28 protein-coding genes are annotated in these 26705 nt (G+C 67.4%); 18 read left to right on the forward strand and 10 right to left on the reverse strand.

The window, feature by feature from the left end:
- Nucleotides 1-13 precede the first annotated feature (13 nt).
- Nucleotides 14-523, forward strand: coding sequence for a TspO/MBR family protein (locus B6S44_RS25615; RefSeq protein WP_129159699.1), 510 nt, complete (start codon nt 14-16; stop codon nt 521-523).
- Between the two features lie 12 nt (nt 524-535).
- Here the strand turns inward: B6S44_RS25615 and B6S44_RS25620 are convergent, their stop codons facing one another.
- The 3 genes from B6S44_RS25620 to B6S44_RS25630 form a co-directional block, all read right to left on the reverse strand.
- On the reverse strand, nt 536-910 hold the full coding sequence (locus B6S44_RS25620; RefSeq protein WP_129159700.1) for a response regulator: 375 nt from the start codon (nt 908-910) through the stop codon (nt 536-538).
- A gap of 3 nt (nt 911-913) precedes the next feature.
- Nucleotides 914-1474 (reverse strand): hypoxanthine phosphoribosyltransferase, encoded by a 561-nt coding sequence (gene hpt, locus B6S44_RS25625; protein WP_129159701.1) that lies wholly within the window; start codon nt 1472-1474, stop codon nt 914-916.
- Between the two features lie 144 nt (nt 1475-1618).
- Nucleotides 1619-2443, reverse strand: a complete 825-nt coding sequence (locus B6S44_RS25630) for a zinc-ribbon domain-containing protein (protein ID WP_164985963.1) — start codon at nt 2441-2443, stop codon at nt 1619-1621.
- A gap of 301 nt (nt 2444-2744) precedes the next feature.
- Here B6S44_RS25630 and ftsE point away from each other — a divergent pair, with 301 nt between their 5' ends.
- The 5 genes from ftsE (at nt 2745) to B6S44_RS25655 (ending at nt 6621) form a co-directional block, all read left to right on the forward strand.
- Nucleotides 2745-3404 carry a cell division ATP-binding protein FtsE gene (ftsE, locus tag B6S44_RS25635; protein WP_129159703.1) on the forward strand — a complete coding sequence of 220 codons (660 nt, stop codon included), beginning with the start codon at nt 2745-2747 and terminating at the stop codon, nt 3402-3404.
- Nucleotides 3391-4368, forward strand: a complete 978-nt coding sequence (locus B6S44_RS25640) for a cell division protein FtsX (RefSeq protein ID WP_248309760.1) — start codon at nt 3391-3393, stop codon at nt 4366-4368. Before ftsE ends, B6S44_RS25640 begins: the two co-directional genes overlap by 14 nt.
- A gap of 119 nt (nt 4369-4487) precedes the next feature.
- The gene (locus B6S44_RS25645; protein ID WP_248309761.1) at nt 4488-5240 is read left to right on the forward strand and encodes a YdcF family protein; all 753 of its coding nucleotides are present in this window, start codon (nt 4488-4490) and stop codon (nt 5238-5240) included.
- A gap of 53 nt (nt 5241-5293) precedes the next feature.
- Nucleotides 5294-6076: a lysophospholipid acyltransferase family protein gene (locus B6S44_RS25650; protein WP_129159704.1), complete on the forward strand. Its 783-nt coding sequence runs from the start codon at nt 5294-5296 to the stop codon at nt 6074-6076.
- Nucleotides 6077-6135: 59 nt separating this feature from the next.
- On the forward strand, nt 6136-6621 hold the full coding sequence (locus B6S44_RS25655) for a hypothetical protein (protein WP_129159705.1): 486 nt from the start codon (nt 6136-6138) through the stop codon (nt 6619-6621).
- A gap of 19 nt (nt 6622-6640) precedes the next feature.
- On the opposite strand, the gene B6S44_RS25660 is transcribed toward B6S44_RS25655, so the two are convergent.
- Nucleotides 6641-7183, reverse strand: a complete 543-nt coding sequence (locus tag B6S44_RS25660; RefSeq protein WP_129159706.1) for a gamma-glutamylcyclotransferase — start codon at nt 7181-7183, stop codon at nt 6641-6643.
- 140 nt (nt 7184-7323) lie between these two features.
- Here B6S44_RS25660 and B6S44_RS25665 point away from each other — a divergent pair, with 140 nt between their 5' ends.
- The gene (locus tag B6S44_RS25665; protein ID WP_164985964.1) at nt 7324-8382 is read left to right on the forward strand and encodes a DUF2125 domain-containing protein; all 1059 of its coding nucleotides are present in this window, start codon (nt 7324-7326) and stop codon (nt 8380-8382) included.
- A 237-nt stretch (nt 8383-8619) separates the two neighbouring features.
- On the opposite strand, the gene rpoH is transcribed toward B6S44_RS25665, so the two are convergent.
- The 5 genes from rpoH to hemC all read right to left on the reverse strand — a co-directional run bounded on the left by rpoH (nt 8620) and on the right by hemC (nt 15550).
- Entirely contained in the window at nt 8620-9516 is an 897-nt protein-coding gene (gene rpoH / locus B6S44_RS25670; protein WP_129159708.1) for an RNA polymerase sigma factor RpoH, read from the reverse strand.
- 209 nt (nt 9517-9725) lie between these two features.
- Entirely contained in the window at nt 9726-10760 is a 1035-nt protein-coding gene (locus tag B6S44_RS25675; RefSeq protein ID WP_129159709.1) for an RluA family pseudouridine synthase, read from the reverse strand.
- A gap of 167 nt (nt 10761-10927) precedes the next feature.
- Nucleotides 10928-12595, reverse strand: coding sequence for a heme biosynthesis HemY N-terminal domain-containing protein (locus B6S44_RS25680; protein ID WP_129159710.1), 1668 nt, complete (start codon nt 12593-12595; stop codon nt 10928-10930).
- Nucleotides 12596-12610: 15 nt separating this feature from the next.
- Nucleotides 12611-14566, reverse strand: a complete 1956-nt coding sequence (locus B6S44_RS25685) for a uroporphyrinogen-III synthase (RefSeq protein ID WP_129159711.1) — start codon at nt 14564-14566, stop codon at nt 12611-12613.
- 24 nt (nt 14567-14590) lie between these two features.
- Nucleotides 14591-15550, reverse strand: a complete 960-nt coding sequence (gene hemC, locus B6S44_RS25690) for a hydroxymethylbilane synthase (RefSeq protein ID WP_248309762.1) — start codon at nt 15548-15550, stop codon at nt 14591-14593.
- A gap of 169 nt (nt 15551-15719) precedes the next feature.
- On the opposite strand from hemC, the gene tsaD reads away from it, so the two are divergent.
- The 7 genes from tsaD to acs all read left to right on the forward strand — a co-directional run bounded on the left by tsaD (nt 15720) and on the right by acs (nt 22452).
- Nucleotides 15720-16763 (forward strand): tRNA (adenosine(37)-N6)-threonylcarbamoyltransferase complex transferase subunit TsaD, encoded by a 1044-nt coding sequence (gene tsaD, locus B6S44_RS25695; RefSeq protein WP_129159712.1) that lies wholly within the window; start codon nt 15720-15722, stop codon nt 16761-16763.
- Complete coding sequence (locus B6S44_RS25700; protein WP_129159713.1) at nt 16760-17758, forward strand: NAD(P)H-dependent glycerol-3-phosphate dehydrogenase; 999 nt, start codon at nt 16760-16762, stop codon at nt 17756-17758. Before tsaD ends, B6S44_RS25700 begins: the two co-directional genes overlap by 4 nt.
- A 12-nt stretch (nt 17759-17770) precedes the next feature.
- Nucleotides 17771-18100, forward strand: coding sequence for a hypothetical protein (locus B6S44_RS25705; protein ID WP_129159714.1), 330 nt, complete (start codon nt 17771-17773; stop codon nt 18098-18100).
- Nucleotides 18100-18510, forward strand: coding sequence for an EVE domain-containing protein (locus B6S44_RS25710; RefSeq protein ID WP_129159715.1), 411 nt, complete (start codon nt 18100-18102; stop codon nt 18508-18510). Before B6S44_RS25705 ends, B6S44_RS25710 begins: the two co-directional genes overlap by 1 nt.
- Nucleotides 18511-18588: 78 nt before the next feature.
- The gene (locus B6S44_RS25715) at nt 18589-19113 is read left to right on the forward strand and encodes a TetR/AcrR family transcriptional regulator (protein ID WP_129159716.1); all 525 of its coding nucleotides are present in this window, start codon (nt 18589-18591) and stop codon (nt 19111-19113) included.
- Nucleotides 19113-20297, forward strand: coding sequence for a DUF418 domain-containing protein (locus B6S44_RS25720; RefSeq protein ID WP_129159717.1), 1185 nt, complete (start codon nt 19113-19115; stop codon nt 20295-20297). The genes B6S44_RS25715 and B6S44_RS25720 overlap by 1 nt, the downstream gene beginning before the upstream one ends.
- Nucleotides 20298-20499: 202 nt before the next feature.
- Nucleotides 20500-22452 carry an acetate--CoA ligase gene (gene acs / locus B6S44_RS25725; protein ID WP_129159718.1) on the forward strand — a complete coding sequence of 651 codons (1953 nt, stop codon included), beginning with the start codon at nt 20500-20502 and terminating at the stop codon, nt 22450-22452.
- 125 nt (nt 22453-22577) lie between these two features.
- Here the strand turns inward: acs and B6S44_RS25730 are convergent, their stop codons facing one another.
- Nucleotides 22578-23036 (reverse strand): Fur family transcriptional regulator, encoded by a 459-nt coding sequence (locus tag B6S44_RS25730; RefSeq protein ID WP_129159719.1) that lies wholly within the window; start codon nt 23034-23036, stop codon nt 22578-22580.
- A 130-nt stretch (nt 23037-23166) separates the two neighbouring features.
- On the opposite strand from B6S44_RS25730, the gene B6S44_RS25735 reads away from it, so the two are divergent.
- The 4 genes from B6S44_RS25735 to B6S44_RS25750 are packed head-to-tail and all read left to right on the forward strand — an operon-like array spanning nt 23167 to nt 26691.
- On the forward strand, nt 23167-24087 hold the full coding sequence (locus B6S44_RS25735; protein WP_282568203.1) for a metal ABC transporter substrate-binding protein: 921 nt from the start codon (nt 23167-23169) through the stop codon (nt 24085-24087).
- Complete coding sequence (locus tag B6S44_RS25740; protein ID WP_282568204.1) at nt 24084-24992, forward strand: manganese/iron ABC transporter ATP-binding protein; 909 nt, start codon at nt 24084-24086, stop codon at nt 24990-24992. Before B6S44_RS25735 ends, B6S44_RS25740 begins: the two co-directional genes overlap by 4 nt.
- The gene (locus tag B6S44_RS25745) at nt 24992-25843 is read left to right on the forward strand and encodes a metal ABC transporter permease (RefSeq protein WP_206735243.1); all 852 of its coding nucleotides are present in this window, start codon (nt 24992-24994) and stop codon (nt 25841-25843) included. The genes B6S44_RS25740 and B6S44_RS25745 overlap by 1 nt, the downstream gene beginning before the upstream one ends.
- The gene (locus tag B6S44_RS25750; protein ID WP_129159721.1) at nt 25840-26691 is read left to right on the forward strand and encodes a metal ABC transporter permease; all 852 of its coding nucleotides are present in this window, start codon (nt 25840-25842) and stop codon (nt 26689-26691) included. Before B6S44_RS25745 ends, B6S44_RS25750 begins: the two co-directional genes overlap by 4 nt.
- Nucleotides 26692-26705: the final 14 nt, after the last annotated feature.

Consider the following 26705-nt stretch of genomic DNA (forward strand, 5'->3'; position numbering starts at 1 on the left):
CCATCCTTGCCGCATGAGCATATCGACAGATCGGGCTGGCCGTCAGCCGGCAGTATGGATTTCCGTCCTCATTGCCATCCTGCCGGTGGCGGCGGCTTCGCTGATCGGCAGCGCGGTGACGGTGCCGCAAATCCCCGGCTGGTATGCCGGCCTCGCCAAGCCGCCCTTCAATCCACCGAACTGGCTGTTCGCTCCGGTCTGGACGGCTTTATTCGCACTGATGGCGCTGGCTGCTTTTCGCGTCTTGCGCCTGCCGAATGGCATGCCGGGTAGGGCGCAGGCACTGCTCGCCTACCACATCCAACTCGCGCTCAACATGCTCTGGTCCTGCGTGTTCTTCGGCCTGAACAGCCCGGCGGGCGGGCTCGTCGTGATCGCGCTACTGCTCGCGGCGATGATCTGGACGATGCGGTGTTTCGCATGGCTGGGCGACAGGCTCTCGGCAGCGCTGTTCGTGCCCTATCTCGCCTGGGTCTCGTTCGCGAGCCTGCTCAACGCGTCAATCTGGTGGCTGAATCGCTGAGCCAGCAAGCGCTCACCCGATCGAGCGCTCGATCACGCGCAGCACCGTCTCGCGCAGTTCGGCGATGGTGAAGGGCTTGGTCATCACCTCCGCGACGATGGTCTCGAGGCTCTTGGCCCGTTCGCGCTGCTCGGCATAGCCGGTCATCAGCATGATGGTGAGGTCGGGGAATTGCTGCTTGGCGGCGAGCGCCAGGGCGATGCCGTCCATCAATGGCATGCGGATGTCGGTGAGCAGCAGATCGAAATGGCCTTGCTCGGCCATCAGGATGTCGAGAGCCTCGGCGCCGTCGCCGGCGGTCAGGCAATCGTGCCCGTCCATGGCGAGGCCGCGCGCGACCAGCGAGCGCAAGCTCTCTTCGTCGTCGACCACGAGAATGCGCGACATCGTTCAGATCCCCGGCAGGCCGGCCTGATCGGCGGTCTCGATCACGCCGACATAGGGCAACTGGCGGTAGGAATGGGCGACGTCCATGCCGTAGCCGACGACGAAATAATCGGGGCACTCGAAGCCGACATAGTCCGCCTGGATATTGACGGCGCGCTTGGCCGGCTTCTCGAGCAGGACGGCGGTGGAGACCCGGGCGGCGCCGCGCGCGGCGAGCAGGTCCTTGGCGAAGGCGAGCGTGCGGCCGGATTCGAGGATGTCGTCGACGAGCAGCACTTGCCTGCCGCGAACATCGCTCTGGACGTCGCGCAGGATCTCGACCTGGCCGGAAGAGATGGTGGCGGCGCGATAGCTGGAGAGGTGCACGAACTCGACCTGCGGGGTCATGCCGGTGCGATGCATGGCCCGAATCAGGTCGGCGACGAACATGAAGCTGCCCTTCAGCACCGCGACGACGAGCAGGCCTTCGCCGGAATCGGCTGCGATCTCGGCAGCCATTTCGGCATTGCGGGCGGCGATCGCAGCCTCGTCGTAGAGAACGCGGATACGCTGGGGCTGGGACATCGACGACCATTCCTTATCGGCGCGGGCCCGTGCCCGCGCAGCCCCTTGATCGCGGGCTAACCTGTTTAGGTCTCAGTCATAGCGTCCATGCGCCGACAATTGAAGCGGCCGGGGCCGAGGAGTTGGGAAACCAGGTGTGGGAAATCAGTAGAGAGCGGCGATGCCGTTGGGGTTAGTCGCGCCGAAGCGCAGCTGGACCGAGCGGCCGTTCTCGGGCGGCGAGGCGAGGCGGGCACGAAAATGCATCAACTCGGCCGACTCGAGCGATGGGCGTGGCGGCTCCGTCGTCCAACTGTAGAGCACCTTGCCATCCTCAGCCTGTACCGTCACCGTGATCGGCGGCACCTTGGCCGCGCCCCTGGTGATGTTGGTGACGTCGCCCGTGACCACCAGGAAACGCCCTTGCGGATCCTGAACCAGTTCGCTCTCGACGGCGCTGAAGGCAAGGCCGCGCACGTTCACTGGCAAGCCGATCTTCGCATAGAGGTCGGCCAATTGCGGCATCGCCCGAACAACGTGCTCGCGTTGCCAGAAGCCGAACCCGAGGATGGCGATGCCCGCCACCACGAAGATGGTCGCGGCAGCCGACGGCAGGCGTGCAAGCGGGTTGCGGACGGTGGCCCAGCTGCGCTTCCGAGAAGGGGGCGGTTCTGATGCGTCGGGCTGTCGGGCCTCGGCTCGCTGAGCTGTGATCGCGGAGATGTCGGCATCGATCTCGCCGGCGCGGCGCAGTTCTTCCTCGAGCTCGGCGGCAGTCTGTTCGGGGGTGGGAGCGGCGGGAAGGTCCGGGGTCGCGGCATCCAGGTCGGATTGCAGGATGTCGTTCGTCGTTGGGACTTCGGCAACCTGTGGAGCTTCGATCTGCCAGGTCGTCTGACAGCTGGCACAACGCACCTTGCGACCGCCGGCCCCGATCTTGGCCTCTGCGATCTCATATCGGCTGGCGCAGTTGGGGCAGACGATCAGCATGGCCCAGAAAAACGGTTGCTCCGCGCGGTATCGGTGCGGAGCCTGATCCTCTCGCCGCCTCATGCAAGCAGAAGCGGAAGCGGCATGCGGCTCCACGCTTCATAGGGTCGATTTATGGTTAATGTCGCGTAAAGCCGGCTCCCGTTTCGAGTCCAAGCCTGCCCCGATCGAGAGGGACTCCATGCGCGACTGAGGAAAACACGTTCGGCGCTTCCCGCCGGGCCATCGTCTGGGTGTAGGATCGCGCCGGCTTGGCGCCTGTCCGGCACGATTCGGATTTGAGTGAGCGAGAGGAGCGGCGTTGGTTCGGTTCGAGAATGTCGGGTTGCGGTACGGGATGGGGCCGGAGGTGCTGAAGGACATCAACTTCAGCATCGCGCCGCGCTCGTTCCAGTATCTGACCGGGCCGTCGGGAGCCGGCAAGACCACGCTGATCCGGCTCGTCCTGATGGCGCTCAAGCCGACGCGCGGTCTGGTCAATTTGTTCGGCCAGGACGTCTCGCGCCTCGAAGCCGCCACGCTCACCGATTTTCGTCGACGCATGGGTGTCGTCTTCCAGGATTTCCGGCTGCTCGACCATCTGACGGTCTATGAGAACGTCGCGCTGCCGCTGCGTGTGATCGGTAAGGAGGAGACGAGCTATCGCGCCGAGGTCGTCGAGCTCTTGCGCTGGGTCGGGCTCGGCGAACGGATGCATGCGGTGCCGGCGGTCCTGTCCGGCGGTGAGAAGCAGCGCGCTGCGATCGCGCGCGCGCTGATTAGCCGGCCGCAATTGCTGCTCGCCGACGAGCCGACCGGCAATGTCGATCCTGGTCTCGGCCGCCGGCTGCTGCGGCTGTTCATGGAGTTGCAATCACTTGGGACGGCGGTGGTGATCGCGACCCACGACATCGCCTTGATGGAGCTCTACGACGCGCCACGCCTCGTGCTTGCGGATGGGCATCTGCATGTCGATGCCTGATCACCGCGACACGGACGAAGCGGAGGAGGAGGAGCGTCCGCGCGGCCAGCGCCTGCCGGCCAGCCTGCGCCGCGATCAGCCCCTGGTGCCGGTCGATTCGGTCGCCGGGCGTGCGCTCGTCGTGGTCATTGCCATCCTGACCTTCCTTGCAGCGCTGAGCGCCGGAGCGGCTCTGCTCGCCGCCCGAGCCTCCGAACAGTGGCGGGGTGCTGTCGCCAACGAGATGACGATCCAGGTCAGGCCCGACCCGCGCCGGAACATCGAGCAGGACATCGCGCGCGCGGTCGAGCTCGCCCGGGCGGTGCCGAGCGTGGCCGAAGCGCGGCCGATGCCGCGCGCCGAATCGGACAAGCTGCTTGAACCGTGGCTCGGCACCGGGCTCGATCTCGTCGAGTTGCCGGTGCCGCGGCTGATCGTGCTCCGGCTCTCCGCGGCCGTCGCCAACGATCTCGTCACGTTCGGCCAGACGTTGCGGCGCGAGGTGCCGAGCGCGACGCTCGACGATCATCGGCTCTGGGTGCGCCGCCTCTCGACCATGGCGAGCACCATCATTCTGGCCGGGGTCGCCGTGGTGCTGCTGGTGCTGGTCGCGGCCGGGCTCGCTGTTGCCTTCGCCACGCGCGGCGCCATGGCTGGCAGTCGCGATTCGGTCGAGGTGCTGCATTTCGTCGGCGCGACCGATGAGTTCATCGCGCGCGAATTCCAGACGCGCTTCGTCGCGCTGGGGTTGCGCGGCGGCGCGGCCGGCGGATTCGCGGCGATCCTTGCCATCGCGCTGCTCGGTCTTTTGTCTTCGGCCTGGAGTGCGACTCCGGAAGCCGATCAGCTGCAGGCACTGTTCGGGGCCTTCGAGATCGGCTGGTCGGGCTATGCGGTCGTCATCCTGGTTGCGGCGGTGGTGGCAGCGATCGCGGGACTCGTCTCGCGGCTGACGGTGCGGCATTATCTGCGGGCAATGGGCTGACTCGCTTCGCGGCGGGGTTGTGAGAGTGCCGTCATTGTGCCCGATTGGGCGGTTAGTTTCGCAACCTGATGGTGCTGCTTGGAACCCGGCAAGGTCATCTTTCCCCTGTTGAGGACAGCTTGGCTGCCCTGCGACCGATGACGGCTGACGCTTCGACACGGCGCCGCTGGCTCGGCCGCGTCCTGCTCTGGTCCTGCCTTGCCGGGGCGATGGTTCTGGTTGCGGGATATGTCCGCTTCGCCACGCGCCTCTCAGTCGCTGAAGCGGCTACCCCGCCCCGTACGGATGCGATCGTCGTCGTGACGGGCGGGGCGCAGCGGATCGGCGACGCCGTCAGCCTGCTCAATGCCGAACGCGGGCGGCGCCTGCTGATCAGTGGCGTCAACGAGAAGACCGGCCGCGACGAACTGGCCAAGCTCAATCCGAGCGCGCGCGAGGCGCTCGCCTGCTGTGTCGATCTCGACTATCGCGCTCGCAACACGATCGGCAACGCCATCGAGACGCGGCGCTGGGTCCGTCGCCACAATTTCCGCTCGCTGCTGGTGGTGACCTCGAACTACCACATGCCGCGCACGCTGCTCGAACTCGAGCACGCGATGCCCGGCGTGCGCTTCGTGCCGCATCCGGTGGTGACCGATCAGGTCGACGTCGCCGGCTGGTGGCGCGACTGGCACGCGATCCGCCTGCTGGTCCCCGAATACCTCAAATATCTCGTCGCCGGCGTGCGCAGCAAGCTCGAGACCGACCCCGAGACCTCGCGCCTCTCCGTGATCATCGGCGGCCGCAAGCCGGTCTCGCCCAAGCCCGGCGACCAGATCGGCCCCGAGCACGACAAGCGCTCGCGGGCGGGGTCGCCGGCTCGCGGAGCCTGACCCGATGCAAGACGGCTCTTGACGCATTCCAGCTGTCGGGGTTCTTGCGGATCATGCTGCTGATCCGCTCGCTCCTCTTCAACGTCGCCTTCTACCTGAACCTCGCATTCTGGCTGCTCGCAGCCATGCTGACGATGGTGCTGCCGCCGCGCTTCCTGCTGAGGATCGCGCAGCTCTGGGGGCAGAGCTCGATCTGGCTGATGCGGGTGATCGTCGGCACGCGCTGCGAGATCGTTGGAATCGAGAACATTCCGCCGGGCGGCATCATCATGGCCGCCAAGCACCAGTCGACCTGGGAAACCTTCGCGCTGGTGACGGTGTTCCGTAATCCCGTCTACATCCTCAAGCGCGAACTGACCTGGCTGCCCTTCTTCGGCTGGTGCCTGATCAAATTGAGGATGATCCCGGTCGATCGCGGGGCGCGCAGCCGGGCGCTGCAGGAGGTGACGCGGCGGGCCAAGATCGAACTCGGCCAGAACGGCCGCCAGCTGATGATCTTTCCGGAAGGCACGCGCCGCCCTGCAGGGGCCGAGCCGGCCTACAAATATGGTGTCACCCATCTCTACACCGAACTCGGCGTGCCTTGCGTGCCTGTCGCGCTCAATGCCGGCCTGTTTTGGCCGCGTCGCAGCCTGATCAAGCGGCCCGGCACGATCCGCGTCGAGATATTGCCGGCGATTCCACCTGGCTTGGCCAAAATGGAATTTCACACCCTGCTGCAGGAGCAGATTGAGACCGCGAGCAATCGCCTCCTCGCAGACGGGCTGGCCGAACTCGAGCGGCTCGGCGTGCCTGCTCCTGTCAGCATACGGCAGGAGCCGCAACCTCAAGCCTGATCGGCCTTGACAATGGACCGCGCTGTTCCGATTTTGTTCTAGAACAAAGGAGGAACGATATGGCTGCTCTCGCCCGAGCCCGGTTCCCATTCGATCGCAACCGGTCGACCGACAAGATGCCGCGCCAGCTCAACCTGCTGGAGGCGCTGCAACCTGCAAAGGTGGAGCGGATAGTTTCGCCATTCGGCGACGATGAGGTCGTGCCGGGGCAGGTGCGGGAGATGCCGCTGCGCGCGACCGCCCATCTCGCCGAGCGCCGTTTCACCGCCTGGCGCGGCCGCTCGGGCCGGCGCTATGTCGCCTCGGTCTTCGCTGTCCAGGATGGGCATGCGCTCGGCTTCAGCGATGTGGTGCTGCTGGCGGTCTCGCCTGATCGCAAGATCGTCGCTGCGCGCGACAGCGGGCCTTTCGGCATCGATGCGGCGTTGACGCGCTGGCGCGATGCCGTCGCCATGGCCGGCGCCAGCGAGATCCATGTCCATCTGCTCGCCGAGGACAGTGCCAGCCGCCGGGCCGCATTGCTCGACCTGATGCCCGAGGCGTGAGCGCTCAGATCGGCGCTGGCTACGTGGCCCTGTCGAGTTCGGCCACGAGATGGGCGAGCAGCGGGTCATGGATGCCCATTTCATGAAGGTGCTCGTGGGTGCGCCGGACATAGTCCGGGTTCTCGCCCGAGACGCCCTTGCCCTGACGGACCAGCGCCAGCACCGCTGCCTCCGGCAGGCGCCCGGCATATTGCTGATGCGCGCGGTCGGCGATGTAAGTGATGGCATTGAGACGCCTGCCGTCGTCGAGCCGTAAAGCGAGCCGGCGTTCGAGGTAGACTGAGGTCGCCTGCTCGCGGGCGCGCAGATAGTCGATCGTCTCTTCGGCCTGTTCGGCGGGAACGCGGAAGGCGACGCCACGGCAGATGCCGCCGCGGTCGAGGCCAAGCACCAGCCCCGGCACCTCGGGCGTGCCGCGATGGACATGCGAATAGATGCAAAGCGCACGGTGGTAGCCATGCAGGCGCGCGCCCGCGCGCTCGGCGAAGGGGAAGCCCGGGCGCCAGATCAGCGAGCCGTAGCCGAACACCCAGAGATCTTCCGGCGGAAGCGGCGCCGTCATCCCGTTCCTCATAATTTAGCCTGCTTGCCTCGCCAGAGAGGGCCTTCGCGATCCCTTGCTGGCGACCTCCGCCAACGCTGGCGCGTTGCGGCCCCGGTCGCTATCAACCTGCCGAGGTTTTCGCAATGGAGCGCCAGCGCATGTCAGATATCACGCCCGTGCGCCGGCACAGCCGCTTCTGGCTCTATGCGCCCTTCGTGCTGCTGGCGCTGCTCGCGGCCGGCTGGTCGGGCATCTGGGGCTTCGCGCGCAGCAAGGTCGACCAGGAACTCGATGCCGGCATCGCCCGCGAGGCCCGCGCCGGACGCAACTGGACCTGCCGGGATCGCAATGTCGGCGGCTATCCCTTCCGCATCGAGGTGCGCTGCGCCAGCCTGACGCTGACCTCCTCGCGCTGGGGCGATGAGGTCAAGGTCGATGCCGGCCAGGCGGTGGCGGTCGCGCAGGTCTGGACGCCCGGCCACATCATCCTGCAGATGACCGGGCCGATGCTGGCCAACCTGCCGCAGGGGCGGAAAGCCGCCCTCGACTGGAAGGGGCTCGCCGCCAGCCTGCATCTCAGCGGGCTTGCCTTCGAGCGCTTCTCGCTGGTGCTCGGCGAACCGGTGCTCACCGTCACCGAAGCCGGACAGGCTGCCGCCGAGACCTGGCGAGCGACCGCGGCGGAAGCGCATCTGCGCCCCAATCCGCAACGCTTCACCAATGAAGGTACGGTCGATCTCGCCGTCAACGCCAAGGGCGGCGTGCTGCCGGCGCTGGAGGCGCTGATCGGCAACGGTCAGCTCGCCGATCTCGACCTGCAGGCTAGCCTGTCACGGGCGCCGGCTTTCCGGCGCGGCTTCAACCCCGATGCGCTCGAAGCCTGGAGGACCGCCGGCGGCGGGCTCGACGTGACCAAGCTTGCGCTGACCAAGGGCCCGACACGGCTGGAAGCGACGGGCCGGATCGGGCTCGACGAGGCGCACCGGCCGGCCGGCCAGGTCTCGGCCGCGGTCGCCGGCGTCGACCGCATCGCCGGCATCAAGGTCGGCGGCCTGACCGCGGGCCTGGGCGCACTGTTCGGCGGGCGCGGTGGCGACAGCGCGCAAAACAATGCGGCGGCAGGGCTTGCGCCGCTGCCGCCGATCGTCCTGCGCGATGGCAGGGTCTTCCTCGGGCCGCTCAGGCTGCCCTTGCAGCCGCTGCTACCACTCTACTGATAGAGCCGGATCCGATCAGATTGGTTCAATCTGATCGGTGAATCCGTCTCTCACTTAAGTTTAGAGACCGTTTTTCTGATTAGCTTGCGCCGCAAGCTAATCAGAACGGGCTCTAGAGCCGGATGATTTCAGATGGAATCGCAAGGCGCTTCCATCTGAAATCTGAATCCGTCTCTCATCAAAGAGTTAGAGCAGGATTCTTGCGAAAAACCGGTTCCCACTTTTTCGCATCCTGCTCTAGGCTGCGGGCAGGGCGGCCCGCGGTGCCTCGATCTTCACCAGCGCCTTCTTGACCGCGTCCTGCACCTTCTCGAAGGCGCGGACCTCGATCTGGCGGACGCGCTCACGCGAGACGCCGAACTCCTCGGAGAGCTCCTCCAGAGTGATCGGATCTTCGGCAAGGCGGCGCGCCTCGAAGATGCGGCGCTCGCGATCGTTCAGCACGCCAAGCGCCTCGCGCAGCGCCAGATGGCGGTTGTCGCTCTCTTCGGAATCGGCGAGGCGGCGCTCCTGGCTTTCGCTGTCGTCGACCAGCCAGTCCTGCCACTCGCCTTCGCCGTCCTCGCGCAGCGGCGTGTTCAGCGAGGCGTCGCCACCGAGGCGGCGGTTCATGTCGATCACGTCCTGCTCGTTGACGCCGAGCTTGGTCGCGATGGTCTTGACCTGGTCGGGCTTGAGATCGCCCTCGCCAAGCGCCGAGATCTTGCTCTTCGCCTTGCGCAGGTTGAAGAACAGCTTCTTCTGGTTGGCGGTGGTGCCCATCTTCACCAGCGACCAGGAACGCAGGATGTATTCCTGGATCGAGGCCTTGATCCACCACATCGCATAGGTCGCGAGCCTGAAGCCCTTGTCGGGCTCGAAGCGCTTGACCGCCTGCATCAGGCCGACATTGCCTTCCGATACGACTTCGCCCATCGGCAGCCCGTAGCCGCGATAGCCCATGGCGATCTTGGCGACGAGGCGCAAATGCGAGGTCACGAGCCTATGGGCCGCGTCGCGGTCGCCATGCTCGCGCCAGCTCTTGGCCAGCATGAATTCCTCGTTCGGTTCCAACATCGGGAACCGACGGATCTCGTCCAGGTAACGTGAAAGTCCGCCCTCTGCGGACATGACGGGCAACGACGCAATCGCCATGCTCGTTCTCCTTTTCCGGCCCCCGCTCTGCGGCGAGCCAACCACCCGATGTTCCATCGGGCAGGATCATCCGATGTGCTGCCTAGGCGACGACTCCCGTCCAGTTGCCTGCTGCACACCCCAAGCGGCGCCCCTTTAGCCATCCGCTTTCGCAGCGCAGTATAGACGATGCAAGGGTGGCGGAAAGTGGGCAGCGCAGCAAAAATCCGTCACAGGATCGAGAGCTCGGCTTGCAAACGTGCAAAGTCTGCCGGCGGTTCCGACTCGAAGCGCAATTCCTCGCGAGTGACCGGATGCTCAAAACCGAGCAGGCGCGCGTGCAGCGCCTGGCGGCCGAGATCGGCGAGCGCGGCCTGGGCTTTCTCCGGCAGGCGGCTCGCCTTGGTCATGAAACCGGAGCCGTAGAGCTGGTCGCCGAGCAGCGGGTGGCCGATATGGCTCATATGGACGCGGATCTGGTGGGTGCGGCCGGTCTCGAGCTGACATTCGACCAGGCTCGCCAGCGCCTCGATCTCCTCATGGCCGCGCAGCAGAGGCGGGTAGCGTTCGATCAGCTCGATATGGGTGATCGCCTCGCGACCGCGGCCTTCGCCGACCACCATCATCTTTTCGCGATTGCGGTTGGAGCGCTCGATCGGGGCATCGATCGTGCCGGTCTGCCGGCGGGGCGAACCCCAGACCAGAGCGAGATAGGCCCGTTCCAGCGGCCCGGTGCGGCCATGGTCGGCGAACTGCTTGGCAAGGCCGCGATGGGCCTTGTCGTTCTTGGCGACCACGAGCAGGCCGCTGGTGTCTTTGTCGAGCCGGTGGACGATGCCCGGCCGGCGCACGCCGCCGATGCCCGAAAGGCTCTCGCCGCAATGAGCGATCAGCGCGTTGACCAGCGTGCCATCTTCGTGGCCGCCGGCGGGATGGACGACGAGCCCGGCCGGCTTGTCGATCACGATTAGGTGCTCGTCCTCGAAGACGACGGTGAGCGGGATGTCCTGGCCGACCGGCGCGGCGGGCTTGGCCTCCGGCATGACGAGGCAGAGACGCTGGCCGGCGACAACCTTGCGGCTGCCATCGACGACGACCGCGCCGTCGACACTGACGCCGCCCTCCTTGATCACCTGCTGCAGGCGGGCGCGCGAGACCTCGCCGCCGAGCAAAGCGAGGGCCTTGTCGAGGCGCAGGCCCGCCTGTTCCGGCTCGATGACGAGCTCGGTGGCGGATTGTGGGGAGGTGGTTTCGGGTGTGGTCATGGGCCGTCTATAGGCGTGCGGGGAAAAAATCGCACCCAAAGATCACGCGTCATGCTCGGGCTTGCCCCGAGCATCTCAGGCCGGAGGCGACTCCAACCGGAGCCTTCTCGTCACGAGATTCTCGGCTCTCCGCTGCGCTGCAGCCGAGAATGACGCGCGCTGCGGCGTCAGCTGAAGATCCGGAAGCGGCCCTTGGCCTCGCCCGGGGCCTGCTGTTCCGGGCCGGGATCGTCGGGCGCATGCGCGACCGGGAAGACGACCGGGGCGGGCTTGGCCTGCTGGGACGCCGGCTTCGTCGTCACCGGTGAGATTTCGACGACAGGCTCGGCAGGGGGCGGAGCTGGCGCGACGGGCGGTTCCGCTTTGGTCTCGGTCCTGGGCTCCGGCTTCGCCTCGGCCTTCGGCTGCTCGATCGTCACGGGCGGGGCAAGCCCGGCCGGGGCCGGCACCGTCACGGCTTCCGCGACCTCGGCCTTGCCTTCCAGCAATGGCGCCGAGGGTTCGTCGAGATCGGCGATGACGTCGTCGTTGAGATGGGCGCCCTGGCTGCCGAGCGTCGCCGGCGGCACGGTCCAGACGAAGGCATCGAGCCGGCCGGAGATCGGCGAGACCGGCAGCCATTGATCGGAGACGAGGCCATCGGCGACCCAGGCGGCGTCACGCGGGGCGCGGGTGGCGCGCCCCAGCCATTCGCGAACACGGCCGGTGGCGCCATGCTCGGCCTCTTCCAACTCGGCCATCAGCAGGCAGGCGCGGACCGAGGCGCCGCCGGCGAGCAGCGGCTTCAGCGTGTAACGGGCGCGGGCGAAGTCCTGGGCGTGAATGGCGGCGCCGGCAAGGGCCAGCACGCCTTCGGGATCAGCCGGTCGCAGCTTGGTCAGTGTCTCGGCGCGAGCAAGGCGGTCGCGGGCGCTATCGCCGGGGCGGACGTCGAGATAGGCGCTGGCGACGTCGGGATGCGAGACCTGCTTCCAGGCGGCTTCTAGCAGCCGTGCGGCCTTCTTGATGTCGCCGCGTTCCGACAGCATCCGGCCGGCCAGGGCGGCGGCGGGGGTGAGACCCGGCGCGAGTTTGACTGCTTCGAGCGCGGCGGCGAGAGCCTTTTCGGGCTCGCGATCCTTGGCGTCGAGCGCCTCGGCCGCGAGCAGGACAGCGCGCTGGCGCTTGGCCTCACCCTTGTCGGCGAGGCGCAGCGCGGCCCGGCGCTCGACCGCGGTGCGAGCCGCCTGCCAGTCGCCGGCGGCGGTATGGAAGTCGAGCAGGGCATCATTGGCCCAGGCAAGCGAGGGCGAACGGCGCACCGCATCGTCGGCAAAGGCGCGGGCCGCCGTCATGTCGCCGCGCCGGCGCGCCTCGACGAAGAGGCCGCGCAGGCCGAGCACGCGCGTTTCCGGCTTGTCGAGCATCGCCTTGAAGGCGGCCTCGGCCTGGCCGCGATCGCCGGAGAGCTGGGCCGACTGCGCTTCGAGCAGCAAGGTCAGCGGCTCATTGGCTACGAATTTGCGGGCATCGACGGCATGGCGTCCGGCGGCAATGGGATCGCCCGCGCCGATCGCGACCATGCCGCGCGAGATCGCCTCGAAGCCGCGTGCCCGGCGCCGGGCACGCGAGGCGAAGCCGAAGGCGGAGGGCAGGCCGAAGACGAAGCGCATGATCGCCCAGGCGACCAGCGTGAGAAAGGCGAGCACGACGACGCCGATTGCGGCGATCGCGACGCTGGTCTCGATGCGGTAGCCCTGCCAGAGGACCGAGACTTCGCCCGGCCGATCGGCGAGCCAGACTGCGCCTACGGCGACGAGCGCGATGATGAAGAGATAGACCAGTACGCGAACCATCGGGATCTATCCTTCTCAGCCTGCCGTACCCAGCGCCGCGACCGCATCCTGCGCGATGTGGTTGATCGTCGATTCCGCGATCGCTCGCAGCCTCAACGCCAGGCCGAAAGCTTCGCTGCCACGCCGTGCCGGCTCGGGCAATTGCGTCCAGAGCTCAGCCGCCTTCACGACCTCGTTCCGGGCGAGCGCCGCTTCCAGCCGGATCGGCAGGGTCGCGGGATCGGTCGAGCCGGATTCGCCGACCGGGCGGATGGTGACGATGCGGCTCGCCAGTCCGAGCAGCTTGTCTTCCCAGTTGTTCGCGGCCGGCGCGGTCTCGCGCACGAAAAGGGCGCGATGGCTCCCGAATTGCGTCAGCAGTTGATCGCGGGTCGCGGCGCCGGAGCCGGCCACGGCGCTCAGCGCCGCCCGCTGCTCGGCGGGGATGTCTCCGAGGGCGGCGAGATCGGGCTGGAAGGGCCGGCCCGAGCCGATCGCGTCACGGATGCGCTCCGCCAGGACAACGCGTGCGGCGGCCAGCGCCTGCCGGCTCGGCTGGGCGGCACTCTTGGCCGCCGCTTCGACGCCGGCAAGACGCTGGCCCAGCGTCGCGGCTGCGTCGCGGGCAGCGTTTGCAGTGCTGTCGGCGCGGTCGAGCTTCTCGTTCAGCCCGGCGGCGATCGTCGCACCGCCAGCCGGAGCGGCCTTGGCAAGCTCGGCGAGCCGGGCGGCATTGGCCTGCGCCTCGCCGCTTGCCTTGGCGGCGCTCTCAGCCGCTGCCGCTGCCTTGCGGTCGACGGCATCGAGTGCGGCGCGATTGGGCAAAGCGGCGCTCTGTGCCTGCAAGGTCTCGACGCGCTTGGCGAGTTCGGCCAGCCGCGCACCGTCATCAGGAGCTGAGAGCCGCATGGCTAGCAGCACCAGGCCGGCGCCGACCACCCCGCCTGCGAGGCCGGCGAGCGCGACGGTCGGCAGGCTGTAGCGGCGCTGATGCTCTGGTACCGGCGGTGGCGTGAATTCCTGGGCGAGCGCTTCGGTCGGCAGCACGGCTTCGGCTTGCGTCTCGGTGCGCTCGGCCTCGGCCGTGCTCGTTGCCGAAGCGGTAGCCTCGGCAGATGAGGTCGCGACGGCTTCGGTGGCGGCAAGCTCGATCGTCGGCGGTGTCCTGCCGGAGCGATTGCGGCGCTTACCGGCCGGGCCCTGTTCGCTGCTCGGCTCTGCCGTCATGCCGTCCTTGTCCTCTGCCGCTGCTGGCTCCTTAGCATCGCCAGTCAGCAGAGTGCGAGCGGGAAGCTGGTCGAGCGCGGCGAAGAGGGCGGCTTCCTCGGGGTGCTCGGCGACGAGCACGGTGTCGGAGCCAGCCGCGATCAGGGGCGCGGCGACCTCGATCGAGAGTGCAAGCTGGGGCAGCGCCTGCGCCTGCTCGGCCAGTCCGGCCTTGCCGGCGAGATCGAGGAAGATCTGGGCGCTGCGCGGCGAATAATGCAGGGCGGCGTCGGCCGAGCCGTCGCGCAGGGCGTCGGCGGCAGGGGGGGGCAGTGCGTCGACCGCCTTGGCCTCATAGGCCGTCCACAGCACGACCTCGTGGCCGGCATCGCGCAGTTGCCGCGGCAAGTCCTCGTGGCGGTCGCGGCCGGCGACGAAGAGCAGCTTCTGGCCCTTGGGCAAGCGCTCGAGGATCAGCGCCAACAAGTCAGCGCGCCCGCCCTGAGCGCTGTGCGCGGTGAAGCCGAGCTTGCCGACCGTGTCCGCCGTGCGCGCGCCGACGCAGAAGGCTGGCAGCGTGCTGCGCCAGGTCTTCGGCAGGGTTTCCACTGCCGGCACGGCATTGGCGCTGGTCAGGACGAGGGCGTCGAACGGCCCCTTCGGCGGCTTCTCGCTACTCGGCACGATCTGGAACAGCGGCGCAACCACCGGATCCCTGCCGCGCTCGCGCAAGGCTTGCGCGCTGCGCTCGGCATCCTGCTGAGGTCTGAACACCAGAACGCGCATATCGTCTCCTCGTACGGACTTCGCTCAGGCGGGATCGTAGATGCCGGCCGGGGCGCGGGCGCGCAGTTCGCGCCCAAGATCGGCTCCCAGTTGCGCGGCCTCCGTGACGGAACCAAGGCGCTCACCCTCGGCGCTAGCCTTACCGTCGGGCGAAAGCAGAAGGCCACGCAAGTGCAGGCGCGCGCCATCGACGGTGGCGTGGCCGGCAATCGGCGTGCGGCATGAGCCGTCGAGCTCGGTCAGGTAGGCGCGTTCGGCGGCGAGGGCATGGCCGGTGTCGCGGCAGATGATCGGGGCGAGCGCCGCTGCCGCAGCTGCATCGCCGGCGCGAATCACCACGGCGATGGCGCCCTGGCCGACTGCGGGCAGGCATTCCTCGAGCGAGAGGATGCCGCTTGCCTTGTCGGCAAGGCCGAGGCGGCGCAACCCCGCGAGCGCGAGCAGGGTTGCGTCGATCTCGCCGCTCGCGACCTTCTCCAGTCGCCGTCCGACATTGCCGCGCAGCAGCGTCACCTCGAGATCGGGCCGCACCCGCTTCAGGATCGCCTGGCGGCGCAGCGAGGCCGAGCCGACGATTGCGCCCTGCGGCAGGTCGGCGAGGCTGGAGATGCCGCGCGCGATCAGCGCGTCACGGACATCCTCGCGCGGCAGGTAGCCGGCGATGACGAGGCCATCGGGCAGTGCGGTCGGCAAGTCCTTGGCGGAATGGATGGCGAAATCGATGGTGCCGGCGAGTTGGGCGGCGTCGATCTCCTTGGTGAAGAGTCCCTTGCCGCCGGCCTCCGACAGCGCCCGGTTCTGGATCGCGTCACCGGTGGTGCGGATCACGTCGAGCGGCAGCTCAGCGCTGTCCCAGCCATGGGCGGCGCCGAGCCGGCGGGCGAGCTCGTGCGCCTGCGCCAGGGCCAATGGGCTGCCACGTGTGCCGAGAATGAAGCGGCCAGGGAGCCGGGTTTCGCGCGGCGGGGTCGGCATATCGGTCATTCGCTGCGAGGTCTCCGCTTTCGCGCCGCAAGTTCTGCGTCTTCTGCTGGCGCTGGCCATTGGCCTTCGCCTTCATGCAGCACTATACGGAGGAAATCCCCGCGCGAAACCGCGCACCTCGGCGGCAGCCCGGCCATTGGCGCGATGCCCGCCCAACGTTACGATGAGCATGCGAGTTCTGGGCATAGAGACGACCTGCGACGAGACGGCCGCCGCGATCGTCTCCGTCGAACGTTCCGGCGAAGCGAAGATCCTGTCGAACGAGATCCTCAGCCAGATCGGGGCCCATGCGGCCTATGGCGGCGTCGTGCCCGAGATCGCGGCGCGCGCCCATGTCGAGGCGATCGACCGGATCGTGATGCGCGCCTTCGAGACGGCCGGCATGAAGCCCTCCGAGATCGACGGCGTCGCCGCCGCGGCCGGGCCGGGCCTGATCGGCGGTGTCATGGTCGGCCTGACCACGGCGAAGGCGATCGCGCTGGTGACGGGCCGACCCTTCATCGCGATCAACCATCTCGAGGGTCATGCCCTGACGGCGCGGCTGACCGACGACATCGCCTTTCCCTATCTGCTGCTGCTGGTCTCGGGCGGTCACACGCAATTGCTCGCCGTGCGCGGCGTTGGCGACTATCTCCGGCTCGGCACCACCATCGACGATGCGGTCGGCGAGGCCTTCGACAAGATCGCCAAGATGCTCGGCCTGCCCTATCCGGGCGGCCCCTCGGTCGAGCGCGAGGCGAAGGCCGGCGATCCCGAGCGCTTCGAATTCCCGCGGCCGATGAGCGGACGGCCCAATCCGGATTTCTCGCTCTCGGGCCTGAAGACTGCGGTGCGGCTGGTCGCCGAGCGGATCGCGCCGCTCTCCGATCGCGACGTCGCCGATCTCTGCGCCTCGTTCCAGGCCGCCGTCGTCGACGTGCTGGTCGACCGCACGCGGGCCGGCCTGCGCGCCTGCCGCGAGGCCGGGATCAAGCCGACCTCCCTGGTCGTGGCCGGTGGCGTCGCTGCCAACCAGCAGATCCGCAACGGTCTGGTGCGCTTGGCGACAGAGGCCGGACTGCCGATGGTCGCGCCGCCGATGGCGCTTTGCGGCGACAATGGCGCGATGATCGCCTGGGCGGGGCTGGAGCGCCTGCGGCTCGGCCTCGTCGACGATATGAGCGCGCTGGCGCGCCCGCGCTGGCCGCTCGACGAACTCAGGGCGAAGGCGTGAGCGGAAAAGCCCGCTACCAGACGATCGGTGTCGCGGGAGCCGGCGCCTTCGGCACGGCGCTGGCGCTTGCCGCCGCGCGGGCTGGGCGGCGGGTGCTGCTCTGGGCCCGCGACGCGGAGACCGTGGCGACCCTGCGCGATAAGCGCGAGGCGCCGCGATTGCCGGGCGCGAGGCTCCCCGACGCGATCGAACCGATCTCGGATATCGCGGTGCTGGCACAGGTCGAAGCGCTGATTCTGGCCGTGCCGACGCAGGCGCTGCGTGCGGCCTCGATGCTGCTCGCGCCGGCGCTGCCGGCAGGGTTGCCGGTGATCTCGGCCGCCAAGGGCATCGAGCAAGGCAGCGGGCGCTTCACCACGCAGATCATCGCCGAGGCAATGCCGCAGGCGGTTCCGGCGGTACTGTCCGGGCCGAGCTTCGCCGCCGACATCGCCCGCGGCCTGCCGACGGCGCTGACCCTGGCTTGCTCCGACGCTGCACTCGCACAGGGGCTGGCAGAGGCGCTGAATTCATCCGCGCTGCGCATCTATCACAGCAACGATCCGCGCGGCGTCGAGATTGGTGGTGCGGCCAAGAACGTGCTCGCCATCGCCGCCGGCATCGCGATCGGCCTCGGGCTCGGCGAGAGCGCCCGCGCGGCGCTGGTGGCGCGTGGCTTTTCGGAACTGCGCCGCTTCGGCGAAGCCCATGGCGCGCAGGCCGAGACGCTGATGGGGCTTTCGGGGCTGGGCGACGTCGTGCTCTCCTGCGCCACGGCGCAGTCACGCAACTTCGCCTATGGCCAGGCGCTGGGGCAGGGCAGGTCGCCGACCGAAGCCGCGGGCGGCAAGCTCGCGGAGGGCGCGTTCACGGCGTCCGTGCTGGTCCAGATGGCGCGGGCGCAGGAGATCGACATGCCGATCGCGGAAGCGGTCGCGAGCGTCATCGCCGGCACCGTCGGCGTGCGCGAGGCGGTCGCGGACCTGCTGGCGCGGCCGGTACGTGCGGAGAATTGAGCGGAGACGGCAATGGCGAATGACTGGTCCGATCTGACGAAGCGCGTCGCGCGCGGTATCGCCGAGGTACGCAAGACGACCGGGGCCGAGCTGGTGAGCGAGAGCAAGCCGGTGCCGTTGGCGGGGCGCATCGCCGGGCGGGTGATCGAATTGCGCCGTCGGCGCGCCGAGGACACGCATCGCTTCGTGCTGATCCTGCCTTTCGGCGAGGGAGAAACCCGGATCGAGCTCTCGCCCCAGGATTATGCCGCGCTGACGCGCGAGATGGTCAGGTTCTGGAATGAGAACGGCGAGGCGTCGTCACGGACGCCGGTGCCTTTGAAGGAAGAGGATGAGGGCTGATGGCGCACTGGTTGATCAAATCGGAACCCTCGGTCTTTTCCTGGGACGACCAGGTCAAGGCCGGGGCCAAGGGCACGCATTGGGACGGGGTGAAGAACCACACCGCCAAGCTCAACCTGATGGCGATGAAGCAGGGCGACCAGGTTTTCTTCTACCACTCCAATGAGGGGCTCGAGGTCGTCGGCATCGTCGAGGTCATCAAGGAGCACTATCCCTGGACCGAGGCGGGCCCGCCCTGGGTACTGGTAGACTTCAAGGCGGTGAAGCCCTTGCCGAAGCCGGTCTCGCTCGCCGCGGTCAAGGCCGAGCCGAAGCTCGCCAAGATGGCGCTCGTCACCTCCTTCCGCCTCTCGGTGCAGCCGGTGACCGACGAGGAATGGGCGCTGGTCTGCAAGATGGGCGGGCTGTAGCGCTCAGTTGCCCCTTGCGGGCTGACGATAAATTCCATAACTATACCGTCTGGACGGTTTAGTTATGGAGGTGCGGCCATGCGCCGAAGCAAGAAGTCGGAGCTGCTCGAAGCGGCGGGGGCGATCATTGTCGGCAGCGGCGTCGAAGCGCTGACCTTCGATCGCCTCGCAGCCGAGACTGGCGTCAGCAAGGGCGGCATCCTCTATCACTTCCCCGACAAGGAGCGGCTGCTTATCGCTCTGGTCGAGGGCATCGTCGCGCTGACCGATCTTGCGATCGCTGACGCGGTGCAAAGCGAGGCCGGCCCGGCCCGGCCCGGCCGCTGGCTGCGCGCCTATATCGGGGTCGCTTTCACCAATGGCGACGAGATCGACCGGCTGCTTGGCGTGCTGATCGCCGCCCTGCCGCCGGACTCGCCCGCCCTTGTGCCGCTCATTGCCGCGGACCGGCGTTGGCTCGAGGCGGCCTGCGCTGACGGGCTGCCGCGCGGCCTTGCGATCGCGATCCGGCTCGCCGTCGACGGCGCCTTCTTCACCAAGCTGGACGAGGGCAATGCCGCCGCGACGCGCGCAACCCTGCTGAAGCTGACGGAGCAGCCGTGATGACGCCCGCTCCAATGGCTGCGGCCGGACGCGATCCGGCCATCGACATGATTCGCGGCGTCGCGCTGTTCGGCATCCTCGTCGTCAACATGCCGTTCTTCGCGATGCCGTTCGGCTTCGGCGGCGACTGGTGGCGCTCGGCCTTTCCCGGCGCGCTAGACCGGTTCGCGGTCTTCCTGATCCAGGCGCTGTTCGAGGCGAAGTTCATCCTGATCTTCTCCTTCCTGTTCGGCTATGGCGCGGCGCGCCAGATCGAAACTAACGGCCCGGCGCGCTATCGGCGGCGGCTCCTCGCACTCGGCCTGCTCGGTATTGCGCATGCGCTGCTGCTCTTTGCCGGCGACATCCTGCTGGCCTATGCGCTGCTTGGCCTGATCCTGCCGCTGGCGGCGCGCTGGTCGGCCTTGCGCCTCGTCAAGGCGGCGGCGCTGATGTGGCTGCTCGCCATCCTCACCCATACCCTTCTCGGCATCGTCGGGGTCATCGAGCCGGACAGCTGGAAAGGCGGCGATGATGCCGCCGTCGCCCTGCATCGTTCCGGCGATTTCCTCGGGATCGCGCGTTACCGGCTGGTCGAATGGGCGGTGTTCTATGGGCTCGCGCCGTTCATCACGCTGCCGCATGTCGCGATGATGTTCTTCCTGGGCATGGCGGCCTATCGCCATCTCGACTCGACGCCGCTGAGCAGTCTTGCCGCGCAAGGCCGTTCGATCGCCCGGCTGCTCTGGCTGCCGGCTCTCATCGGTAACATCGCCTATGCCGCGATGGCGGTGGCGACGCCGGGTGCGATGAAGCCCGCCTTCGCTGCGGCCGAGCTGATCCTGCGCGGGGTGTTCCCACCGCTGCTCAGCCTCGTCCTGATCGGCGCCGGCCTGAGCGTCTTCACCAGCCCGCTCGGGGCCCGGATCGGGCGCATCTTCCAGGCCGATGGCCGGTTGTCGCTGTCGCTCTACATCTGCGAATCGATTGCCTGCGCTCTGCTCTTCCTCGGCTACGGCTTTGGCCTTTATGGTCGGCTCGGGCCCGCAGCCGCTATCGGCCTGGCGGCGCTGGTCTATTTCGGTTTGCTCGTCATTGCTTCGGCATGGGGCAAGGTCTTTGCCAAGGGGCCGTTCGAATGGTTCGTCGAGCGCATGGCGGGGCCGCGCCGGCCGCCGGGAATGGCTCTCGAAACCGCCGGATAGGCTCGCTTTTTAGCGCCTTTCGCACTGCGCAACCTCGCCGAAAGTCGCAGCAACGAAAGTGCGAGCCCGCGGCGCTTGTCGGCGTGACTTCGCGCCCTATGATGCGACCAACTCGGAAAAGGCCGGTCGGATCGCGGTGACATGGCCGTCGCGATCTGCACACCGGCTCCGACGACGGCCCAAGTCTGGGGAGACGCCTGTTATGACCGAGATGATCTACGATGTGCCGGCTTCCTGGGCCAAGAAGGCGTGGCTGAACGACGCCAAGTACAAGAAGATGTATGCGGCCTCGATCAAGGACCCGGACAAATTCTGGGCGGAGCAGGGCAAGCGGATCGACTGGTTCAAGCCCTACACGAAGGTCCGCAACGTCAGCTACGAGCCGGGCAAGGTCTCGATCAAGTGGTTCGAGGACGGCACCACCAATGTCGCCTATAACTGCATCGACCGGCACCTTGCGACGCGGGCCAAGCAGACTGCGATCATCTGGGAGGGCGACGACCCCTCAGAGTCGAAGAAGATCAGCTATGGCCAGCTCTATACCGAGGTCTGCAAGTTCGCGAACGTGCTGAAGGCCAAGGGCGTCAAGAAGGGCGACCGGGTCACGATCTACCTGCCGATGATCCCTGAGGCGGCCTACGCCATGCTCGCCTGCGCCCGCATCGGCGCGATGCATTCGGTGGTGTTCGGCGGCTTCTCGCCGGATTCGCTCGCGAGCCGGATCGAGGACTCCGATTCAAAGATCGTGATCACCGCCGATGAAGGCCTGCGCGGTGGCCGTGCCGTGCCGCTGAAGAAGAATGTCGATGCCGCCGACGACAAGGTGAAGGGCGGCATCGCCACGGTGATCGTGGTCAAGCGCACCGGCGGCAACGTCACCATGAAGGATGGCCGCGACGTCTGGTACCATGACGAGGCCGCCAAGGTCTCGGGCCATTGCCCGCCGGTCGAGGTCAAGGCCGAAGACCCGCTGTTCCTGCTCTACACCTCGGGCTCGACCGGCAAGCCGAAGGGCGTCCTGCACACGACCGGCGGCTACCTCGTCTACACCGCGATGACGCATCAATACGTCTTCGACTATCATGACGGCGATATCTACTGGTGCACCGCCGATGTCGGCTGGGTCACTGGCCACAGCTACATCCTCTACGGCCCGCTCGCCAACGGCGCGACGACGCTGATGTTCGAGGGCATCCCGACCTATCCGACGATCTCGCGCTTCTGGGAGGTCATCGACAAGCACAAGGTCAACATCTTCTACACCGCCCCGACCGCGATCCGCTCGCTGATGGGCGCCGGCGAAGAACCGGTGAAGAAGACCAAACGCAAGTCGCTGCGCCTGCTCGGCTCGGTCGGCGAGCCGATCAACCCCGAGGCCTGGGAGTGGTATCACCGCGTCGTCGGCGAGCGCCGCTGCCCGATCGTCGACACCTGGTGGCAGACCGAGACCGGCGGCATCCTGATCTCGCCGCTGCCGGGCGCGACCAAGCTGAAGCCCGGCTCGGCGACGCGGCCCTTCTTCGGCATCAGGCCAGAGCTGGTCGACGCCGAGGGCAAGGTGCTGGAGGGCGCGGCCGAGGGCAATCTCGTCATCGCCGAGAGCTGGCCCGGCCAGATGCGCACGGTCTATGGCGACCATAAGCGCTTCGAGGAGACCTATTTCGCGACCTATCCGAACAAGTACTTCACCGGCGACGGCTGCCGGCGCGATGCCGACGGCTATTACTGGATCACCGGCCGCGTCGACGACGTGATCAACGTCTCCGGCCACCGAATGGGCACCGCGGAGGTCGAATCAGCGCTGGTCGCGCACCCGCAGGTCTCGGAGGCTGCGGTCGTCGGCTATCCGCACGACATCAAGGGCCAGGGCATCTACGCCTATGTCACGCTGATGGCGGGCGAGAAGCCCTCGGCCGACCTGAAGAAGGAGCTGGTCTCCTATGTCCGCAACGAGATCGGCCCGATCGCCTCGCCGGACCTGATCCAGTTCGCGCCCGGCCTGCCCAAGACCCGCTCCGGCAAGATCATGCGCCGCATCCTGCGCAAGATCGCCGAGGACGAGTTCGGCGCGCTCGGCGACACCTCGACGCTGGCCGATCCGGCCGTCGTCGACGACCTGATCGCCAACCGCCAGAACAAGCGCAAGGCGGGGTGAGTCTGGGAATAGCGGCCGCGACGTCATGCTCGGGCTTGTCCCGAGCATCCACGCCTTGAAAGCCGTTTCTCACGAAGGAAGACGTGGATGGTCGCCACAAGGGCGACCATGACGGAAAGCGCCAGTCAGGCGTCCTTCTTGCCGGGCTTGCGCCGCGCCGGCTTCGTCTTGCGCCCATAAAGCTCCAGCTTGTGCCGGACGATCTCGTAGCCGAGTTCGGCCGCGATCTTGGCCTGGAGCGCCTCGATCTCGGGCGAGGAGAACTCGACGACCTGGCCGGTCTCGACATCGATCAGATGATCATGGTGCTGCTGGTCGGCGTGCTCGTAGCGTGAGACGCCATCCTCGAAGGCATGGCGTTCGATCGCGCCTTGCGTCTCCAGCAGCTTCATCGTGCGGTAGACGGTCGAGAGCGACAGCGTCGGGTCGTGCACGAAGGCGCGCGTGAAGATGCCCTTCGCATCGGGATGATCGTCGGCCTCGGCCAGGACGCGCAGGATCAGCCGGCGCTGCTGGGTCATGCGCAGCCCCGCCTTGCGGAGCTGGAGCTCGAACGCCTCAACGCGCTGGTCGATTCCTTTCATGCCAGAGAGGTAGCAACGCTGAGAGGCATTTGCAAAAACTGCTTTATCGCAATTCGTTTGCAACTGCGTTGACAGATGCAAGTGGTTTGCAATAGCGTGAGACATCCCCCGTTCCGCCATCGGAGAGATCATGCTGTCGCGCCGCTATTCCCTTGCCCTTGCCGCTGCCATGACGCTGGTGGCCGGTCTTTCCGGTTCCGTCGCGAGCGCCGTCGCGCAGACCACGCCGGGCAAGCCCCTGCGCGTCGTCACCACCTTCACGGTGATCCAGGACATCGCCCAGAACGTCGCGGGCACGGCGGCAATCGTCGAATCGATCACCAAGCCTGGCGCGGAAATTCACGACTACCAGCCGACGCCGCTCGACGTGGTGAAGGCGCAGTCCGCCGATCTCGTGCTCTGGAACGGCATGAACCTCGAGCGCTGGTTCGAGAAATTCTTCGACAATGTGAAGAACGTGAAGAGCGCGGTGGTGACCGACGGCATCGCGCCGATGGGCATCAAGGAGGGCCCCTATGAGGGCAAGCCCAACCCGCATGCCTGGATGTCGACAGCTAGCGCGCTGATCTATGTCGAGAACATCCGCAAGGCGCTCAGCGAGGCCGATCCGGCCAATGCCGCGACCTATGCCAGGAACGCCGCCGACTACGCCACGCAGATCAAGGCGATGGACGGGCCCCTGCGCGCCCGTCTCGACAAGGTGTCGGCCGATAAGCGCTGGCTCGTCTCCAGCGAGGGGGCCTTCAGCTATCTGACGCGCGACTATGGCTGGCGTGAAGCCTATCTCTGGCCGATCAATGCCGATGAGCAGGGGACGCCGCAGCAGGTGCGCCGGCTGATCGACCTCGTCCGCAAGAACAAGATCCCGGCCGTGTTCAGCGAGAGCACGATCTCTGACAAGGCCAGCAAACAGGTCGCCCGCGAGACCGGCGCCAAATATGGCGGCGTGCTCTATGTCGACTCGCTCTCGGATGCGCGCGGCGCGGTGCCGACCTATCTCAAGCTGCTTGAAGTCACCGTCGATACGATTGCGAAAGGGTTCGGCCAGTGAACCGGCAGGCCGCCGAGATTCGCGCTGGGCAGGAGCCCACGCCCTCGATCGTGGTCAGCGGCGTCACCGTCCGCTACGCCAATGGCGTGACCGCGGTGAACGACGCCTCCTTCGCACTCGGCCCCGGCACGATCTGCGCGCTGGTCGGCATCAACGGCTCCGGCAAGTCGACGATCTTCAAGACGCTGATGGGCTTTTTGAAGCCGGCGCAGGGGCTGGTCAGCATCGCTGGCATGGAGGTGCGCCAGGCGCTGAAGCGCGGCCTCGTCGCCTATGTGCCGCAGGCGGAAGAGGTCGACTGGACCTTCCCGGTGCTGGTCGACGATGTCGTGATGATGGGGCGCTACGGCCATATGGGCTTCATGCGCCTGCCGCGAAAAGCCGACCGCGAGGCGGCCGAGCAGGCGCTCGAGCGCGTCAACATGCTGGAGTTCCGCCGCCGCCAGATCGGCGAGCTCTCCGGCGGCCAGCGCAAGCGCGTCTTCCTCGCCCGCGCTTTGGCGCAGGGCGGGCAGGTGATCCTGCTCGACGAGCCCTTCACCGGCGTCGACGTCAAGACCGAGGACCAGATCGTTGGGCTGATGCGCGAATTGCGCGCCGAGGGGCGGCTGATGCTGGTCTCGACCCATAATCTCGGCTCGATCCCGGATTTCTGCGACCAGGTCGTGATCGTCAACAAGACCGTGCTCGCGGCCGGGCCGACCGAGACGACCTTCACCCAGGACAATCTGCAGCGGGCTTTTGGCGGCGCGCTCCGGCATTTCCGCCTGGAAGGCGCGAGCCTGCATGCCGATGCTGACGACCGGCGCGTCACCGTGATCACCGATGATGAGCGCCCGCTCGTCTTCTATGGCGAGCGCGACCATGAGAAGCCCGCCGCCGGCAGGAAGGATGGTCGGCCGTGATGGAACTCCTGCTTGAACCGTTCGGCTACCAGTACATGGTCAAGGCGATCTGGGTCTCGGCCCTGGTCGGCGGCGTCTGCGCCTTCCTGTCCTGCTACCTCATGCTCAAGGGCTGGTCGCTGATGGGCGACGCGCTGGCGCATGCGATCGTGCCCGGCGTCGCGCTCGCCTATCTCCTGAAGGTACCCTATGCCGCCGGCGCCTTCTTCTCCGGCCTGCTGGCGGCGCTCGCCATGGCGCTGGTCCGGGTGCGCACGCAACTGCGCGAGGATGCCGTCATTGGCATCGTCTTCACCAGCTTCTTCGCCGTCGGCCTGCTGATCGTCTCGATCAACCCGACCTCGGTCAACGTCCAGTCGATCGTGCTCGGCAACATCCTCGGCATCTCCGACGAGGACGTGATCCAGGTCGCGATCATCGCCTTCGTCTCGCTCGCCATCCTGCTGTTGCGCTGGAAGGATTTGATGCTGGTCTTCTTCGACGAGAACCAGGCGCGCGCCGTCGGCCTGTCGCCGACGCGCCTCAAGATCCTGTTCTTCGTGCTGCTCTCGGCCTGCACCGTCGCGGCCCTGCAGACGGTCGGCGCCTGCCTCGTCATCGCCATGGTGGTGACGCCGGGCGCGACCGCCTATCTGCTGACCGACCGTTTCGGCCGGCTGATCACGATCGCGGTGACGATGGGCGTCGTGACCTCGGCGGTCGGCGCCTATGCCAGCTATTTCCTCGACGGCTCGACCGGCGGGCTGATCGTCGTGTTCCAGACGGCGCTGTTCCTGCTCGCATTCCTGTTCGCGCCCAAGCATGGCCGCCTCGGCGCGCGCCGCGCCGCCAGCGTCGGAGGTGCGGCATGAGCCTGATTCAGGACTGGCTGCTCGCCCCGTTCGCGCATGAGTTCATGCTGCGCGGCCTCGCGATTGCCGTGATGGTCGGCTTCGTCTGTGCCGTGCTGTCCTGCTTTCTGGTGCTGAAGGGCTGGTCGCTGATGGGCGACGCGGTCTCGCATGCGGTGCTGCCCGGCATCGTGCTGGCCCATATCGCCAGCCTGCCGCTGGCGCTCGGCGCCTTCGCGGCGGGCCTGACTTGCGCCTTCGGCATCGGCTACCTCAAGGAGAACAGTCGGGTGAAGGAAGACACGGTGATGGGCATCGTCTTCTCCGGCATGTTCGCGCTCGGCCTTGTGCTCTTCGTCAAGGTCGATAGCGACCAGCACCTCATGCACATCCTGTTCGGCAACATGCTCGGCGTGACCTGGGCCGACATTGCTGAGACGGCGCTGATCGCCTTGCCGGTCGCCGGCGTCATGCTGGCGAAGCGCCGCGATTTCCTGCTGCATGCCTTCGATCCGGCGCATGCACGGGCGATCGGCCTGCCGGTCAAGGCGCTGCATTTCGGCCTGCTCGCAATGTTGGCCCTGACCATCGTCGCGGCGCTGAAGGCGGTCGGCATCATCCTCGTCGTCGCCATGCTGATCGCGCCGGGGGCTATCGGCTACCTGACGACGCGCCGCTTCGACCTGATGCTCGTCGTTGCCGTCACTGCCGCGGTGTTTTCGAGCGTCCTCGGCACGATCCTGAGCTTCCATCTCGACGTTGCGACCGGGCCTTGCATCGTCGTGGTGCAGGCCCTCGTCTTCGCGCTGGCGCTGGCGCACAGCCTGTGGCGGGCATCGCGGTTGACGGTGGCGCGGCTCCCAGGTTGAAGTGCCGCGGCGAT

This window comes from Allobosea sp. Tri-44, assembly GCF_004123845.1.
Classification (GTDB): domain Bacteria; phylum Pseudomonadota; class Alphaproteobacteria; order Rhizobiales; family Beijerinckiaceae; genus Allobosea.

Coding starts and splice junctions, on each gene's coding strand:
- B6S44_RS25615 (WP_129159699.1), top strand. CDS start 14: ATGAGCATATCGACAGATCGGGCTGGCCGTCAGCCGGCAGTATGGATT.
- B6S44_RS25620 (WP_129159700.1), bottom strand. CDS start 910: ATGTCGCGCATTCTCGTGGTCGACGACGAAGAGAGCTTGCGCTCGCTG.
- hpt (WP_129159701.1), bottom strand. CDS start 1,474: ATGTCCCAGCCCCAGCGTATCCGCGTTCTCTACGACGAGGCTGCGATC.
- B6S44_RS25630 (WP_164985963.1), bottom strand. CDS start 2,443: ATGCTGATCGTCTGCCCCAACTGCGCCAGCCGATATGAGATCGCAGAG.
- B6S44_RS25640 (WP_248309760.1), top strand. CDS start 3,391: ATGTCGATGCCTGATCACCGCGACACGGACGAAGCGGAGGAGGAGGAG.
- B6S44_RS25650 (WP_129159704.1), top strand. CDS start 5,294: ATGCTGCTGATCCGCTCGCTCCTCTTCAACGTCGCCTTCTACCTGAAC.
- B6S44_RS25655 (WP_129159705.1), top strand. CDS start 6,136: ATGGCTGCTCTCGCCCGAGCCCGGTTCCCATTCGATCGCAACCGGTCG.
- B6S44_RS25660 (WP_129159706.1), bottom strand. CDS start 7,183: ATGACGGCGCCGCTTCCGCCGGAAGATCTCTGGGTGTTCGGCTACGGC.
- B6S44_RS25665 (WP_164985964.1), top strand. CDS start 7,324: ATGTCAGATATCACGCCCGTGCGCCGGCACAGCCGCTTCTGGCTCTAT.
- rpoH (WP_129159708.1), bottom strand. CDS start 9,516: ATGGCGATTGCGTCGTTGCCCGTCATGTCCGCAGAGGGCGGACTTTCA.
- B6S44_RS25675 (WP_129159709.1), bottom strand. CDS start 10,760: ATGACCACACCCGAAACCACCTCCCCACAATCCGCCACCGAGCTCGTC.
- B6S44_RS25680 (WP_129159710.1), bottom strand. CDS start 12,595: ATGGTTCGCGTACTGGTCTATCTCTTCATCATCGCGCTCGTCGCCGTA.
- B6S44_RS25685 (WP_129159711.1), bottom strand. CDS start 14,566: ATGCGCGTTCTGGTGTTCAGACCTCAGCAGGATGCCGAGCGCAGCGCG.
- hemC (WP_248309762.1), bottom strand. CDS start 15,550: ATGACCGATATGCCGACCCCGCCGCGCGAAACCCGGCTCCCTGGCCGC.
- tsaD (WP_129159712.1), top strand. CDS start 15,720: ATGCGAGTTCTGGGCATAGAGACGACCTGCGACGAGACGGCCGCCGCG.
- B6S44_RS25705 (WP_129159714.1), top strand. CDS start 17,771: ATGGCGAATGACTGGTCCGATCTGACGAAGCGCGTCGCGCGCGGTATC.
- B6S44_RS25710 (WP_129159715.1), top strand. CDS start 18,100: ATGGCGCACTGGTTGATCAAATCGGAACCCTCGGTCTTTTCCTGGGAC.
- B6S44_RS25715 (WP_129159716.1), top strand. CDS start 18,589: ATGCGCCGAAGCAAGAAGTCGGAGCTGCTCGAAGCGGCGGGGGCGATC.
- B6S44_RS25720 (WP_129159717.1), top strand. CDS start 19,113: ATGACGCCCGCTCCAATGGCTGCGGCCGGACGCGATCCGGCCATCGAC.
- acs (WP_129159718.1), top strand. CDS start 20,500: ATGACCGAGATGATCTACGATGTGCCGGCTTCCTGGGCCAAGAAGGCG.
- B6S44_RS25730 (WP_129159719.1), bottom strand. CDS start 23,036: ATGAAAGGAATCGACCAGCGCGTTGAGGCGTTCGAGCTCCAGCTCCGC.
- B6S44_RS25735 (WP_282568203.1), top strand. CDS start 23,167: ATGCTGTCGCGCCGCTATTCCCTTGCCCTTGCCGCTGCCATGACGCTG.
- B6S44_RS25745 (WP_206735243.1), top strand. CDS start 24,992: ATGGAACTCCTGCTTGAACCGTTCGGCTACCAGTACATGGTCAAGGCG.
- B6S44_RS25750 (WP_129159721.1), top strand. CDS start 25,840: ATGAGCCTGATTCAGGACTGGCTGCTCGCCCCGTTCGCGCATGAGTTC.